Source organism: Pseudomonas sp. SZ40 (genome assembly GCF_052958135.1).
On the sequence record NZ_JBQWIF010000028.1, the window covers coordinates 16,108 to 32,428 of the forward strand.

At 64.7% G+C, this 16,321-nt stretch carries 5 protein-coding genes; all 5 read right to left on the reverse strand.

The window, feature by feature from the left end:
* Positions 1–25: 25 nt before the first annotated feature.
* The 5 genes from ACT9T4_RS19550 to ACT9T4_RS19570 are packed head-to-tail and all read right to left on the reverse strand — an operon-like array spanning position 26 to position 16,293.
* Positions 26–2,176, reverse strand: a complete 2,151-nt coding sequence (locus ACT9T4_RS19550; RefSeq protein WP_042551926.1) for an HlyD family efflux transporter periplasmic adaptor subunit — start codon at positions 2,174–2,176, stop codon at positions 26–28.
* Positions 2,177–3,532: an efflux RND transporter periplasmic adaptor subunit gene (locus ACT9T4_RS19555; RefSeq protein ID WP_499118550.1), complete on the reverse strand. Its 1,356-nt coding sequence runs from the start codon at positions 3,530–3,532 to the stop codon at positions 2,177–2,179. It abuts the gene before it with no gap.
* Complete coding sequence (locus ACT9T4_RS19560) at positions 3,529–4,299, reverse strand: efflux RND transporter periplasmic adaptor subunit (protein ID WP_052493736.1); 771 nt, start codon at positions 4,297–4,299, stop codon at positions 3,529–3,531. The genes ACT9T4_RS19555 and ACT9T4_RS19560 overlap by 4 nt, the downstream gene beginning before the upstream one ends.
* Entirely contained in the window at positions 4,289–5,995 is a 1,707-nt protein-coding gene (locus tag ACT9T4_RS19565) for a TolC family protein (protein WP_499118552.1), read from the reverse strand. The genes ACT9T4_RS19560 and ACT9T4_RS19565 overlap by 11 nt, the downstream gene beginning before the upstream one ends.
* A 23-nt stretch (positions 5,996–6,018) precedes the next feature.
* Entirely contained in the window at positions 6,019–16,293 is a 10,275-nt protein-coding gene (locus ACT9T4_RS19570; RefSeq protein WP_499118554.1) for a beta-propeller fold lactonase family protein, read from the reverse strand.
* Positions 16,294–16,321: the final 28 nt, after the last annotated feature.

A 16,321-nucleotide genomic window follows, 5' to 3' on the forward strand; every position in this document is an offset into this window, starting at 1 on the left:
CGGATCATTAAGAACGCTTAACCGTTCAAAACGCCGATTCACGTATCAGAATAGTCAGCACGCGGCGCCACGCCTGCATCAGCGGGCTGCGGGCATCACCACTGATCGAGGCATTGCCACGCAGGGTGATCGGCATCGCTTCGCTGTGGTTGTCCAGAGGGCGCAGTTGCACACGATACAGCGCCTGTTCGGGAACCGGTACACGCTGCTCATCGAGTTGCGCCGCCAGCGCGCCCTGATAAACCGACGCCAGTTCCGGGGCAGAGGTGAGCTGGCGTACTGCGGTCTGGCCAATGTCCTCGACCTGCAGCAGGCGGCGCGGGCGCCCCGGATCTTCTGGCAGGAACCAGGCCTGAGCGCCGACCTGCAGGCGCTCGCGATCCGCCTCGCCGACGAACGCTTCGACCCGTTCGCTGCCTGCATTGGCGACCGTGCCCAGCCATTCGCCGGCAGGCAACCATTCGCCTGCGGCCAGCGGAGCGGCGCTATCGACCAGCACGCCATCGAATGGTGCCTTGACCTGCAGTTGCGCCATTCGCTCCTGCAGGGCAAGACGCCGCTCGAGCGCCACCTGTAATTCTTCCCGGGCGATCGACTGGCGGGCGGATCCTTCACTGGCGCGAACCTGCAGGCTGCTTTGCTGGCGCAGTTGCTCGATTTCTCGCTCGAGGCCTTGCAGGTCGTGCTGCAGCTGCGCCGAGTGCAGGCGAAACAGCGTTTGCCCAGCACGTACGGGTTCCCCCGGCTGCACCTCTATACGCTCCAGCCTGGCGCCCGCCGGGGTGAGCAGAATCGCCTGTCGTTCTGCGCGTAACAGGGCTGGCGCCTCGATTCGGCTGCGCCACGGCCAGGCCAGCAGAAAGAGTGCGACCAGCAATACGCTGGCGCAGATCAGGGTGTTGCGGTTCATGCGGTAGTCCTTGCGGCGTTGGTGCCAGTGGCGCAGCTCGCCGATGATCGGGCGGAGAATGAAATGCACGATCTCGACGATGAACAGCAGCACGCCGAGCAGCTTGAAGGCGAAGTGATAGACCAGCAGGGCGATGCCCAGAAACAGGAAGAAGCGGTACACCCAGGTGGCGAATGCGTAGCCCAGCAACACGCGCCGCAGCGCCGGTGCGAAGTGTTCGGGAGGCGCATCGCCGAAGCCGAACAGGGTTTCGCGCATGCGCCAGCGGGCGAGGGCGAAGGCGCGCTCCTGCAGGTTGGGTACGTCGAGCAGGTCGGAGAACAGGAAGTAGCCGTCGAAGCGCATCAGCGGATTGAGATTCACCGCGAGGGTGAGTATCCAGGTGGTACTGGCCAGCATGAATGCCGCGCTGCGCAGCATGCCATCCGGTAGAAAGCTCCAGGCCAGTGTCGCCCAGGCGGCCAGACACAGTTCCACGCCCATGCCGGCAGCGCCGATGGCCATCCGTTGACGTCGTGAGGTGAGCCGCCAGGCGCCGCTGGCGTCGGTGTAGAGCACCGGCCACAGGACCAGAAAGGCCACGCCCATGGTCGGCACTCGGCAGCCATAGCGTTTGCAGGTGTAGGCATGTCCGAATTCGTGGAGCACCTTGGTCAGGCTCAGCGTTACGGCTGCCAGCAGCGCGCCTTCCAGGCTGAAGAAATGCAGGAAGGTGTGTAAGAAACTGTCCCACTGGCGCGCCGCCAGATACAGGCCAAGCACTGCTGCCGTGAGCGTGGCCAGTGCGAAGCTGCGGCTGAACAGCGGGGCGACGTGGCGATAGCTGCGCGACAGGAAGCGATCCGGACGAAGCAGCGGAATGCGGATCGACAGGTAGTTGCTCAGCAGCCAGGCGCTCCAACCGCTGCTCTTGCCCGCTTCGCCGCGTTTGCGCAGATCGGCCAGGGCTGCGTCACCACTGACTTCGACCAGTTGCATACTGCGCAGGAACTGGCTGAAGGCGTCGACGTCCTCACGGCTCAGGGCCAGCGTGGTTTCCCGGTTAATTGCTTCGGCGATTGCCTGGGCACTGCCCATCTGCCAGCGGGCGAGAATTTCCGCTTCGGCCCAGCCGATCCGGTAGAAACGCCCGCGGGCAGCGTCTTCGAGTGTCCAGCTTGGCGCGCCGTCTCGCGAGCGAGGTCCTGGGTGCAGGCGCAGGGTCCGGCGCAGATCGGGCAGGCGTGGTGCGCGATTCGTGGAGGGCAGAGCGAGCGGTGCGTTCATCTACCAGCCCAGGTGGACGCGCAGCGCTGCCAGGGGGCGGCGCAGCAGGTAGTGAATCAGCAAGGTACGTTCGCCATATAGCTTGGCCGTGCCCTTGAGGCCGACGCGCAGGCGCGGGTCGGCCTCGCTGAAGCCCGCTTGCAGGCGGTAAGCCATGCTGCCGTCCGCACTCGCTGAGGCACGATAGCCATAGCGCTCGAGGCTGGCGGGGAGGGGGCTGCCCGGTTGGCTGTTGAGAAACAGCAGCACCTCGGCACCCGGCTCCAGGGCGATGGCATCGGCCACCGGTAGCTGGATTTCCAGGCGCGCGTCGTGGGGATCGGCGACCTGCATGATGCGCTCGCCGAGGCTGACCGGCCGGCCGATCCAGTCACTGGGGTCGTCGAAGATCGCCACCCCATCACGGGGGGCCAGAATCAGGCTGCGCTGCAGGTTGTCTTCGATGAAGGCCAGGTCGGCGCGGGCCTGGTCGCGACGGGTGATCAGTTCGGCCAGGGCGGCCTTGGCACGCTCGTCGAACAGTGCCTGCTGGCGCGTCTGGCGCAACTGGGCGTCGGCCGCCGCGAAGGTTTGCCGGGACGATTCCAGTCGGCTTTCCAGCTCGCGCTTGTCCAGCTGTACCAGCGCATCGCCGTTCTTCACCTCCTGGTTGGGTTGCACCAGAATGCGTTCGACCACCGCCTGCAGCGGGGCACGCAGCACCGCCGGGTTGCGCGGCATGATTTCGGCCGGGGCCAGTACCGTCTGATGCACCGGCAGCAGCGCGGTCGACAGTGCCAGGGCGCAGGCGACCAGCGCGATCCGCCGTGGTCGCTTGCGCAAGCGATTGACCAGCGAGCGCTTCTTGCCGCCCATGAGGCTGGCCCAGGCATGCCCGTAGGCGTCCAGCAGTAGCTCCAGCAGCGCCCGTTCCGGACGTGCCAGCGCGGGTTCGCGGCTCAGCAGCAGGCTGCCGAGCACCTGGCCGTCGCGGTTTTTCAGAGGCAGGCGCAGCAGGCGGGGCGCCAGGTATTCCGACCATTCGGCCTGCAGAGCCGCGAGGGCATCGGCGGTGCTCAGATCACGCAACTCGGCCGCCCAGGGCTGGCTATCCCAGCCCGAACAGAGGCGGCCCAGAAACAGCATCAGGGGGGCATTGGCCTCTACCTGGGCGAGCCCGGAGCAGGCGCTGATACGTCCCTTGTCGGCATCCCACAGAAAGGCTTCCTGATAGTCGAGTAGCTGGCGCGTATCGTTGACCATCAGGAAACCGAGGCCGGCCACGTCGTTCTGGGCGCGGGCGCGACGCTCGAGTTGCAGCAACAGCGCCATGCGCTCGGCGCGTTTGTCAGGCAGGGTGGTGACACTGGCGTTCATGAGCCATCTGCCGGCGGTTGCAGCAGCGCGACGCCGCTCATTCCCGGGAGCAGACCCGCGTTGTCGCCGGTGATGCGCGCGAATACCTTGAGCGATTGGCTGAGTGGGTCGATGGCCGCGCCGAGCCGTTCGATCTGCGCGGGGTAGCGTTGCCCAGTTTCGTCCAGCTTGACCTCGAACTCGACGCCGGGCTTGAGCCAGGTCATCCAGGTCGAGGGGGCGATCAGTTCCAGCTGGTAGGCGCTGTCGTCATAGATCGCCAGTAACTCGGTGCCTTCGGCGACGTGCTGGAAGCGCTGTGCCATGCGTTGCGAAACACGTCCGGCAAAGGGCGCATCCAGATTGCAGCGCTTCAGCATGGCGCGGCCCACGCCGCTTTCCGCCTGGGCCACGGCCATGTCGGCCTGGGCCTGGGCGACCTCGGCCTGGCTGATGGATTCCAGGGCATCGAGGCGCTTGGCGACGTCGAGCTTCTTCTGCGCACCGCGCTGCACCGCTTCACTGCGGTTGAGTTGCGCGCGCTGCACCGAACAATCGAAGGCGGCCAGGCGCTGGCCTTCCTTGAAACGATCACCTTCCTTGACGGCCAACTCGGTGAGCTTGCCGCTGAGCTCGCTGGACAGCACCGTCTGGCGGACCGGGCTGAGTTGCACACGCAGCTCGTTGCTCGTTTCATCGGCATGGGCGAGGTTGGCTGCCGTGGCGACCAGTATCGCCAGGACGGAGGGCCAGAAGCGTTCCGTGGCGCGCGGCTGATCAGCGGCCATTGGCCTGCTCCACCGGAACCAGCTCGGCGCCCCGCAACGAGCCGAGGCTTTCCCACATATCCAGGCGCAGGGTCTTGGCGGGTGGCTGTGCACGCTGGGCTACCAGTGGCCCGCTCGGTGCCGCAGCCGTCACCAGCGGCGTGGAGGTGGCGTAATGAACCTGCTGCGTGGCGGCGATGCCGGCCGGCACGGCACCCTGGCCCTGGTTGAGGCGCATGGAGTTGCCTGCGATGGCGCGGGTCAGCTCATCGACGCTGCTGCCAGCGATGCGTTCGGGCAGCGGATCGAGGCCGGCGGCCTGGTAGACGGCGCCGTGAGCGACCTGCAGTTCGGCGAAGGCGCGGTCGCGGGTACGGGTCGCCAGTACCGTTTCGGTTGCCGTGCGTACGCGCTCCAGTCGGCTCTGCGCCTGGCTGGAGAAGGCGCTTTCACTCTGCCGCAGGATGCCGCGTTGCACCTGCTGCAGTTCATTGGAACGGGCGAACACCTGGCTGGAACGCTCGTACTCGCGCCAGGCCACGTTGACCTGGGTGAGCACCGCCATGCGCATGGCCTGGCGGCGCAGCTCGGCGACCTGCAGGCGGGTTTCACCGGTTTTCTTGATGGCCGGGTAAGCCAGGACGTTGAACAGGTTCCAGCTCACCTGCATGCCGGCGTCGGCCCAGTTGTCGTTGACCAGATAGCTGTTGCTGTCGTAGTTGGCGCCGACGAACAGGTTGGCTCCCGGCAGCAGCTTGAGCATCGCGGCTCTGGTTTCCAGCACGGCATTGCGTGCCTGATAGCTCTCGCTGCGAATCTCCGGGCGCTCCGTCATGGCGGTCACTTCGAGATCCGCCAGGTTGTAGGCCAGGGCCGGTTGGGTGTAGCTCGATTCGTCCGGCAGAACCAGGCTGAAGGTCGTCGCCGGCGGCAGATTCATCAGGCTGGCCAGGCGCGCCTTGGACACCGCCAGTTCACCTTCCACCACTTCGAGCTGGCGGATCATTTCCAGCAGGCTCTTCTGGTAGCGCAGCGATTCCAGGGGCGCAACGAGGCGCTGGCGCTCGGTCTGCCGAGCCTGGTCCAGGGCGCCGCGGGCATCACTCAAGGCGCGTTGCACCTCCGGCTGCAGGCGCTCGGCGCTTGCGGCCTGCCAATAGGCGTCACGAACCTGCTGAACGATATCGGCGACCACCTTGCGGCGCGCCTCTTCGGCGGCCAGTACCTTGTTGGCCTGGGCCTTGGCGCTGAAGTAGCTGACCCCGAAGTCGAGTACGTTCCACGACAGGCGCAGGTTGGCGTCGCGGCTGGAGCGATCGCTGCTGGTCGACGGCTCCAGGGATTGCCGCCCGGTGGTGACCGATTCGCTGGATGAACCGGCGACATTGTCGCGTCCCTTCCACCCGGCACTGGCCGCCAGTTGAGGCAGCAGGCTGAGGTTGGCGACGCTCAGGCTGTTGTCTTCCAGGGCGCGCTGCATCAGGCCCAGGCGCTGTTGCAGGTTGTACTTCACGGCGCGGGCCATGGCTTCGTCCAGGCTGATGGCGCGCGTCACCGGCTCCTGATCGTCGAACATCGCGCTGCGATCTTTCTGCGCGTCGGCCAGTTGCTGCTCGGGTGTCAGCTCTTGCGGGGTGACCGCGCAGGCACTCAGGCCCAGCGCGGCACAGGCGATGGCCAGACGCAGGGTGGAACGGTCGAAGGTTTTGCGGTTCATTGATCGATGATCCTTGGCAGTGTTCAGGCGATATGGCGTGTGGTGACAGCGACCGGCTCCCCAGCCAGGTCGCTCAATTGCTCGAGCAGCTCGAGCGCTTCGCTGAGCAACGCGCTCGAGGTGTCCTGGCGTATCCGCTCCGGCAACGACTCTGCTGCGGGAGCGGGTTGCTGCAGCGCTTCACTGGTGCTTTGCGCCGCCGCGCCCTCGGCACGAATGTCCATGGGCGTACGCTGTTCGCGGCCCTCGCCATCGCGGCTGATCAGGGTCAGGCGCAGCACGCCATCGCGCTGCAGGCGCTCACGATCGATGCGCAGCTCCCCGCTGCGCGCATCGAACGATGCCCAGCTCGGCAGCGGCAGGCCGTTGGCCAGGGTGATGCGCTGCGGTGCACTGCCATCGGGCAATTCCCCGGGCAGTTCGAGGGTGATGCTGCGGGCACCGCCCGAGCTCAGGTCTACGCTTGCGCTCAGGCGCGAGCCCTCGACGCTGAAGCTGCCTGCGCTGTTCTGGTGGCCCGTATCGGTGAGCACCGTGTCGGCGTTGGCCAGTTGCTGGCTCAGCGAACCGCGTCCGTCGGCCAGGCCGTTACCGGTACTGCGCAGGAGGCTTTGCACCGTTGGTGCCGGTTGCGCGGAGGTAGGCGCTTCGGCCGGGGTGTTGGCCGGTACATCGCTGGCCCCGAACAGGGGGGCGTTCAGGGCCTGGCCGCCGAAGCTGGCAGTTGGCGCCGTGTTCGCCTGCTGCGCGAAGCCGGTGTTCAGCTCCGGCAGGGCGGCTTCGCCCGTGTCTTGTACCGGGGGCAGGGCCACCGCCAGGGTTAGCGTGCGAGAAACCGTCGTGCCATGTGGGTCGGTGGCGGTGATGGTAATCGAATGGTTGCCCGCCACATCCGGCGCGGTGCCAGACAGGGTGCGGGTGGCCGCGTCATAGCTCAGCCACTCGGGCAGCTCGAGTTCCCAGGTCAGGTCGCTGTCATTGGCGTCGCTGAACAGATTTTGCGGCAGGGTAACGCTGTAGCTTTCCCCGGGAGCTGTTCTGTCCAGGCTGTAATCGCTACCAGCGACCGGCGCGGAGTTGCTGACGTTCAGCGTCAGCTCCAGCGAGACGGCGCCGCCGCTCGGGTCTCTGGCCGTGACCACCACGCTGTGCTCACCCATTACGGTCGTGTTGCCGGAGATGATGTGGGTGGTCGGGTTGAAGCTCAGCCCCGCAGGTAGACCCGTCACCGCCCAGGTCAGGCTGTCGCCTTCGGGATCGCTGAACAGGTTGGCCGGCAGCGTGATGCTGTAGGCCTGACCGGCCTTGGCCTGGTTCAATGCGTAGTCGCGGTGCGCGTCGTTGATCAAGGGCGCCTGGTTCGGCGCCAGCAGGGTGACGTCGACACTGCGCGCCTGGCTGTCCACGACACCATCATTGAGCACGATGCTGACAGCGTGGCTGCCTGGCACAGCCGAGGTGCTGGTGTAGGTCACCTGGCGCAGCAGTGCGGTGGCTTCGCTCCGGGTCACGCCGACGCCAAAGCTCAGTACCGCTCTATTGCCGTTCTGCGTCAGTGTTGCGACGTCGACATCACCACGCACAATGCGCTCGCCATCGAGATGGTAGGTGCCATTGTTGAGAAAGCCGAACTGATCGCCGCTCTGGCCGCTGATGGTGACGCTGGCGCCCTGGTAATCATTGGCGGCATCCAGTTCGGCATCGTTCAGGGTCAGCGCTGGGAACAGCACGACAGGTGCGCCGTTGACCTCGACGGTAGGGCCTGGCACCGCAGGTGCATTGAGCACCAGCAGTTTGCTGCCGGTGACGATAACGCCGCCATCGGCCGACACCGAGATATGGCTGGTCCCTTGCAAGCCGTTCTGCGAGGAGTCGAGCTTCTCCAGGGTAATGGCCGAGTAGTACGCCACCGAGCCGTCGGCACGGATGACGAACAGGGCCTTGCCGTCGCTGGAGACGGCGATGTCTTCGACCGTCGGGGTGTCGTTGAGGGTGCCCTGGTGGGTGAGGGCGCCGGTGGCGGGGTCGAGACGGAAGGCGTCGATCTGCTGCGGGTGGTCATGGATGATGGTGGTTACCGGCGTGCCATCCCCGCCACCGCCTTCAGTCGTGGTGGTGCGGCTGTTGGCGATGATAATGGTACGGCCATCGGCGCTGACGGCGATGTGCTGAACGCGGTCCAGGGTGATGGTCTTGCCGGTGGCGTCGGTTTCGCCTGAGTGGATATGGCCCAGTGAGCTGAGGCCACCGTTGGCATCACGCTTGTAGACGAGCAGGGTCGAGCCATTGCTGGGGTGCGTGACGACGAACACCAGCTCGCCTCTGACGACGATTTCCTGTGGATCCCACAGGTAAGGCGCGCTGGTCATGGAGCCTTCGAGGGTGGTGGCCAGGCTGATTGCACCCGTTACCGGGTCGCGGTTGTACACGTACAGGTTGGTGGTGTGGATCAGGTACAGGTTCTTGCCATCGTCGGACAGGGCGAGGCCCTTGATATTCCACAGCGACTCGGAGAATGAACCCTGCACCTGCAAGGTGCCGTCGGTGCCGATAGTGAACCAGGCGATGGTGTTGGCGTTGCCGTCGACCTTCAGCACGTACAGGCTGTTGCCGTCGGCGCTGAGTTGCAGGCTTACGACCTCCTGTTGGCCTGGGAGGGTTTGCACATGGGTCAGTTCGCCCGTTTCGGTATTGCGGCTGAACAGCGCGATGTTGCCTTGGCTGTCGGCCACGTAGACGCGGCTGCCATCGCTGGACACCACGCTGGTGGTGGGTGTCGAAAGGCCGGGAATGTTGGTCAGGTCTTGCAGGCGTTCGAGGTCGCCCAGCGACAGGATCGGGTCATCGTTGATGGCTGGCGCGTCGTTGACGGCGGTAATCGCGATGTTCAGGTCTTGCGCGGTTGACGCCAGGCCGCGCTGGTCGGCCAGCTTGATGCTCACCTCGACCCTGGCGGGCGGTGCGTCGCTGCTGTTGGCGTAGGTGACCTGGCGCAGCGTGTTCTGTACGTCGGCCGTGGTCGGGATGGCGCTGTGGGCATCGGTGAAGGTAATGGTCATCACGCCATCGGCAACGGTTACGCTGCCGATCACCTTGCCATCCTTTTGCAGGGCGTTGCCCGCCAGGGTCAGGCCGTTGACGGCCTTGAAGCCCAGGCTGTCGGCGGAACTCTTGCCGTCACCCAAGGTGATGGTGAGCGTGGCGCCATCGTAGTTGCCGGCACCGCCATTGAAACGGTCCAGTTGAGTATCGCCAATGCTTGCGCCCGGCGCGATCAGCACCGGTTCCTGCTGCTCGGTGTAGGGTACGGAGCCTGAAATACCGCCCAGCGTGGGTGGCGTGTTGGGCTCAGTGGCGGCGGTAAGGTTCACCACGGCACTTCGCTGTACCACGGTGGTGTCGTTTTCGCGCCAGTCGGCCACGCTTTCCACGATGCTCAGGCTGATGTTGCGTTGACCGCTGCTCTCATTGCCGGTGTGGCCGTAGCTGAGGCTGTCGATGACCTCGGTGGTGGCCGCGGCAGAGCGGGCTACGTAGAGCGTGACCGTGGTGGTCCCGGTGCCGGCGTTGTAGCTGACCATGTACTGGATAGCGCTTCGGCCGACGAATACGCTGCCGTCGATGCTCCGGGCAAGGTCGACCCTGCCGCCGTCCACACCCAGCACGTCGCCTGCGGTTACGCCGGTAATGGTGACGATGACCCGGTGAATGTTCTGGCCCGCCTCGACGGTGTCGATGGTGGTGTTCTCGAACAGTGGCACCCGCTCGCCTTCGGCATTGAAGGTTGGGGTCAGTGCGGTGGTGTCGATGATGGCGGTGTCGTTCACGCCCACCAGGTTGACCTCGAGGGTGCGCTCGTCACTGAAGCCGCTGCCATCGTTGAATGTCAGGTTGAAGGTGGCTTTGCTACCCCCGGCGGTAGGGTCGTCGCTGGCGTTGCGGTAGGCGATGCCGCGCAGCACGTTCTGCGCGTCGGCACGGCTGACGTCGCTGGTGAAGGTCACGGTCAGCGTGCCGTTGGCCGAGGCCAGGGTGGCAAGGCTCATGTTGCCAAGCCAGATGGCGCCGTTCCTGAACTGCAGGCCGCTGCCGTCGAGGAAGTCGAATACGTCATCGGCATTGGCCTGGCCGTCACGGCTTATCACGATGGATGAGCCTTTGTAGTTACCGGCGCCGTTGTTCAGCGCATCCAGTTGCGGGTCGGACAGGGTACCGCCAGGCAGCAGCGCGACGACCTGGTTCAGGGTGGCGGTTTGGGCCGAGCTCACCCCACCCTCGTTGATGCTGACCGAGAAGCTCATTTGCTTGGCCGGCTCGCCAGACAGGTTGTCGTAGGCGATCTGACTCAGGATGTTCTCGGCCTGGGTTTGCGTGGCCTCGCGGGTGAAGGTCAGGGTCAGCGTGCCATTGGCCTGAACGAAGTCGGCGATCACCGTGGTGCCATTCAGAATCTGGCCGTTGACCAGCCTCAGGGCGTTATCTTCCAGGAAGGTGAAGCGATCGGTGCCCTGGGCCCCGCCAGTGCGTTCGATCACGATGCTCGCACCGGCAGTCAATGCGGCGCTGTAGCTGGCGTCCGGAAGCAGGACCGAAGCGTCTGCCGCCTCTACATAGCTCACGCTGGCGGGCTTGAGGTCGAGTACCAGCAGCCCCTCGTTCCAGGAGAACGAACCCGTCACGTAGAGCTGCGTGCCATCGGTGCTGAAGTTGGCGCCACGCAGCTCGGTGCCGTTATCGGCAAGGCGGGTGAGTGCACGTGCGGCGCCCAGCGAGCCGTCGCTGGCACGGGCATGCAGCGTCACCTGTTTTCCGCCGACGACGACCAGGAATTGGCTGTCTGGGCTGACGAGCAGTTGCTTGATCGGCCTCTGCACGTCAACCACGTTGCCGCTGAGGGTCAACTCGCCGCTTGCCGATATCGACAGGCTGCGCAGGCTTTCATCGTTGTCGATGAGGTACAGCGACCTGCCGTCTGCGGACAGCGCCAGGCGGCTGACGTAATGCTCCTGCCCATTGCCTTGCACATCAGGGCCGCGGGTGAGGGCGCCGTCACTGCCGACCCTGAACACGCTGAGCAGGGTATTGCCGCCGGTGGTGGCGACATACAGGAAGCTGCCGTCGGCAGACATTTGCAGGTCGGTGAAGCTGCTGTCGCCCGGTGGCGCGAAGGTACTGCCGGCTACCCAGCCGTCGGCGCCGCGCTGCAACACGGTCACGCCGCTGGAGCTGCTGACGTAGGCGGTGTTTTCGCTGATGTGCAGGTCGTTGACCAAGCCGAGGTCTGCACCGATCGCGCCGAGGGCGGTGAGGGCACCGGTTTCGCTGTCGCGGGCGAACAGGGCGATCCCTTTGTCGGTGATGGCGTACAGCGTAGTACCGTCAGCCGATACCCCCAGGCCGCTGGCGCTGAGCAGGCCGTTCTGGTCGTTCGAATCGAGGCTCGACAGCAGTTGCAGCGTACCGTCCGCGCCACGCTGGAAGACGTGGAGGGTGCTGATCGGTACGTCGGCGAGGGCGTCCGAGTTCCACACGGTAGTGGTACGCACCACATACACCTTGTCGCCTACCTGGATGACGCTCTTGGTACCGTCGTACGGGCTTGGGTAGTCGCTGGAGCTGATGATTTCGGCCACTTCGCCTGCGCCGACTTCGGCGCCCAGGGTCGGGCTTTGGTTAACCGTCACTTGCAGGGTATTGCTGATCTGCAACTGAGCGGTGTCCTGGCCACCGTTGGCGCTCCCGCCGTTGTCCTTGATGCTGGTCAGGGTGACGGTGCGCTCGCCCGTGGTGCCGGTGGCCTTGTCGAGGTTGGCATAGCCCAGCCCGCTGACCAGGGCGCTGGCTTGGGCGCCTGTCAGCCCGGCAGCGCTGGACAACGTCACCGTGGCCGCACCGGTGGTGGTATCGAGGGTCACGGTCCAGGCATGGCCACCGCGCGTGGTGCCGCTACCCGCGACCAAGGCAATGCTGCTGCCATCGATACGCAGGGTTTCGTTGGCGCCATCCTTGAGGCCGGAGACGGTGAAGGTGAGGCCGTTGATCAGCTGGCCTTGCTCGGTGGTGGTGATGGCTGCACCGCTGAACAGTGTCACAGCGGCGCGCCCGGCATCCTGGCTGAGGTTGGGACGTGGCGTGGCGCTGGCCTGCGGGGCGTCGTTGATCTGGGTGACGGCCAGGGCCAGGGTGATGCTGTCGGTGCCGCTGGTGAACTGGTCTTTCACGCCCAGGGTGAGGCGGATGCTGGCGCCGGGGTCGGCGCTTGCGTTGGTGTAGGTGATCTGGCGCAGAACGGCGTTGGCGGTGGCGGTGCTGACGTCGGCGGTGAAGACGATGGTCAGCTTGCCGTCGACGTTGCTCAGGCTGGCGATCTTCTGGCCATCGAGGCGGACTTCCTCGCCAACCAAGCTCAGGCCGTTGCTTGCGCTGAGGCCGAAGCTGTCGTCGGTATTGGCACGGCCTTCGCGTTGCAGGGTGAGGGTGGCGCCGTTGTAGTTGCCGGTGCCGTTGGCCTGGGCGTCGAACTCGGTGTCGGAGAGGGTCAGGCCACTGGCTGGGGTAGTGGTTTGTTTCTCGGTATAGGGCACGGATATCGCGTCTTCGACGGCGATATGGCCTAGCCCCTTGAAGTTGTAGAAAGACCCGACGTAGACCGACGAACCGTCAGGGGCTATTGCGATCCGGAGGGCACGGTAGTCGCCGTTGGCACCGTTGTACCCCACGGTCTTGACCAGCGTTGGCTTGCCATCGCTGCCGATGCTGTAGATGTGCAGCGCTCCGGTGTTGTTGCCTGCGTAAAGCGTTTTTCCATCGTCAGACAGTTGCAGCCCCCAGACCTGGCTGGCGGAAAGAGCGCTGGGCGTGGTGAGCGTTTTTGCCCTGGTGTCGTAATGGAAGGTCAGGATGCTTCCGGGGGAACCGGTCGAAATGTAGACATAGCCGTCGTCGGAAACCGCGATGGTGCGGACAAAGTTGCCGATATTGCCGGTGTGGCTGGCAACCCTGACCAGTTGCCCATCCGCATTGCGCTCATAAATGACCAGTGAGTTGGTACCGGTTACGAACACGCGGCTCTGGGCGTCTATCGCAATGGCGTAGCCGGTGCCGCCGAAAGTTTGGTCGGTGAAAGTCTCTGCTGTGCCTAGGGTGCCATCCGCGCCGATCGCGTAGGCATAAAGCGTATTGCCTGCGACCGCGTAGATATGGCCGTCAGCCGAGGTGGCCAGGTATTTGACCTGCGTATTTCCGAGCGTCACGCTCTCGCCGGTTGCACTGAGTGTGCCGTCGGCATTCACGGTGAATTTACTCAGGACATAGCCTGTCTGGCCTTCTTTTTGGCCAACCAGATACAGGTACTTGCCGTCGGCGGAATAGGCGGCTGAGGCAGAGACGCGCAGACCATCGACCTCAATGCCATTGCCGTTGTTGCCATCGTTGCTGGCGCCTTGCACGAACCGCTGTAGCTGGGTAAGAGCGCCGGTCGCCGGGTCGCGGCTGTAGACGGTGAGCGTGCTGTTTCCGGTTGGATTCAAGGCGTGTTGAGTCGAGTCATTACCCAATACGATCACGGTTCGACCGTCGTCGGATATTTCAATGCTGTAGACAGATGCGCTGTAGCCGTTGATACGCCCATCCGAGGTGTGGATCAGCCCACTGGTGCCCGGTGAAACGGAGGGCGGGCGGTTATCGGCCTCCGCCTGGCTGATTACACGAAGTACCACGGTGTGTTGGGCGCTAGCGCCGTGTTCGTCGGTAGCGGTCACGACAAGGGCGTAATCATTGACCGCGCTCGGCGCGCCACTGAGCGTGCGGGTCGCCGGGTCGAAACTCAGGCCCGCTGGCAGCCCACTGACGCTCCAGGTCAGGGTGCTGTCGCTGTATAGGGCGTCGGCATCGCCGAACAGCTCGGCGGGCAACTCTTGGCTGTAGCCAGCGGTGCCGACCACCACGGAAGGCAAGGCGGTGATGGCATCTGCACTGACCACCGGCGCGCGGTTGGCGATCTGTTCGACCTCCAGCACCAACGCCAGCTCGGCGCTCTTGCCGTCACTGTCGGTGGCGATGAGGGTCAGGGTGTGCGTGCCTGTTTGCGTCGTGCTGCCGGAGAGGGTACGTGTCAACGGGTTGAAGTGCAGGCCGGCGGGCAACCCGCTGATCTGCCAGGTCAGCTTGCCACCGTCGGCGTCGGTGAACAGGCCGGCAGGCAGAGTGATTTCATAGGCTGTTTCGCTGGTGGCCTTGGGCGGACGATAGCCATCGGCATTACCGCGTGGGGCGCTATTGGCCCATAGCTGCAACACCTCGGTGTTGCTGGCCAACAGTCCATCGCTGCCCTGCAGGGTCAGGCTGACGAAACTGCCGGCGGTGAGGCTGGCGGCACTGCTGTAGGTGACCTGGTGCAGTACCTGATTGGCAACGGCCTTGCTCGTGTCGCCAGTGAAACGAACGGTGAGCTTGCCATCGCCTGCCACGCTGAACGTGGCGATGACGTTGCCGTTCAGGCTGATCGAGGTGCCAGACAGCACCAGCCCGTTTTCATTGGCGAAGCCAAAACTTCCACTCGAAACACTGGCAGCGAGGGTGAAGTCGGTACCGTTGTAGTTACCGTTGCCATTGGCGAGGGCGTCGAAGTTGCTGTCCTTGAGGGTGATGCCAGAGGCGACTTTCGTGGCTTCGCCAATGTTCAGGGTCTGCACGGCGCTGTAGCGGGTGACGCCTTCGCTGGCTGACACCAATACAGAGCGGCCATCGGCGGAAAGCGCGATGTCGCGGATATCGGTTTGGGTGGCGATGCTGCTCAAAAGGTTCAGGGTGCCATTGGCGGCGACCTTGTAAACCATCACACCGCCATCGCGGCTGCTGGCATAGAGCAGGCTGCCGTCACTGTTCAGGGCAATGTCGCTGACACGAGGCAAGGACTGTGTTGCTACCAGCGAAAGCTCATTGCCCGTGGCGTAGACGTCGATGGTGCCGTTGCCTGGGTGAGCGATGTAGAGGTAGCGACCATCCTGGGACACCGTCAGGCTGTAGTCGACCGCGGCGAAGCCGGCGGCGCTGCTGTTGAGGCTGGCCACTTTGGTAAGGGTGCCATTGTCGTTGCGCTGGTAGCTGATCAGCACATGGGCGGTGCCCGAATAAATCACATAGACATGGTTGCCGGAGACGGTGACCGAACCGTTTCGGCTGTTGCTCCCGCCTTCACCCTCGGCACGGGCCAGGAACGTGATGCCGCCGGTTGCGACATCACGGCTGAAGATGGCGACATCGTTGCTGGACGTGCCGACGTACAGGTAGCTGCCGTCTTGCGAAAGCGCCAACCCGCCGGTCGTGCCGCCATTGCTGCTGTTGACCGTGGCGGCATGCTCGATTGCACCGCCGTTGACGTTGAGCACGTAGATGTAATCAGGGTTGTATTCAAACTGGCCGGCGCCCAGGGTATCGATCAGGTAGATCGAGCGGCCATCGGCGCTGATGACCATTTCGGTGGCCGTGTTCATCCCCTCGACGGTGAGGGTTGCGACCAGCGTCAGGCGGCCACTGCTGTCCACCGAGAATGAAGTGACGGCGCCGCTGCCCGCCACGTAGGCGTACTTGCCATCGCTGGAATAAACCACCTCGGTCGCGCCACCAATGCCCAGTTGCTCGGGGCTGAACGACTCACGGGGTGTGAGCGACTGGTCGTTGACCAGCACCGGTGCGGCATTGATCCGGTTGTCCAGGGTAACGGTCGCGCTGATGTCCAGCCTGGTGCTCTCACCTGTGTCGCTGAGGCTTTGCAGCGTGATGTGGCGATCGCCGGCTTCGACCGTGGTGTCCCGGGCCTGGTACTGCAAGCTGTCGATCAGGGTTTCGATCTGCTCGGGCGTGACAGCGGTTGAGGTCCCTTCGAAGTTCAGGCGGACAGTTGTCGTCGCGCCACTGACCTCGACGGTGTAGCGATAGCCGTTGGCGTTCGTGAAGCCCGACTGGTTTTCCAGGGCGAGCAGCTGCCCATCGACGTGCAGCCCCTGGTTGGCGCCGCTGGTGTCGAGGGTGACGACGAGCTCCTTGAGCTCTTCATTGTCGGCGGCCAGGGTAACGTCGACGTTCTTGAACAGGTCCACCGGCGGAAAACTGTCGGTGCTGCCGGTGATGGTGATTACGCTGTTCTGCGGCGTCGCCTTGACCCCAGGCGCCTCGGCGGTCGCATCGACCTGGGCAGCCACGTCCGCGGCGGTGGCCACTGCAGCGGCATCCAGAAGGATGCGCGGCTCCAGAGCCAGAGCCCGGAAATAGCGTTGCGAGTGCTTGCGTGTGGTCATGGCAGTCTTCCAGGACAAGGGGCGGTGA

What these genes read in the sequence shown, in the direction of transcription:
- ACT9T4_RS19570 (WP_499118554.1), bottom strand. Translation starts at nt 16,293, where the DNA reads ATGACCACACGCAAGCACTCGCAACGCTATTTCCGGGCTCTGGCTCTG.
- ACT9T4_RS19555 (WP_499118550.1), bottom strand. Translation starts at nt 3,532, where the DNA reads ATGAACGCCAGTGTCACCACCCTGCCTGACAAACGCGCCGAGCGCATG.
- ACT9T4_RS19560 (WP_052493736.1), bottom strand. Translation starts at nt 4,299, where the DNA reads ATGGCCGCTGATCAGCCGCGCGCCACGGAACGCTTCTGGCCCTCCGTC.
- ACT9T4_RS19565 (WP_499118552.1), bottom strand. Translation starts at nt 5,995, where the DNA reads ATGAACCGCAAAACCTTCGACCGTTCCACCCTGCGTCTGGCCATCGCC.
- ACT9T4_RS19550 (WP_042551926.1), bottom strand. Translation starts at nt 2,176, where the DNA reads ATGAACGCACCGCTCGCTCTGCCCTCCACGAATCGCGCACCACGCCTG.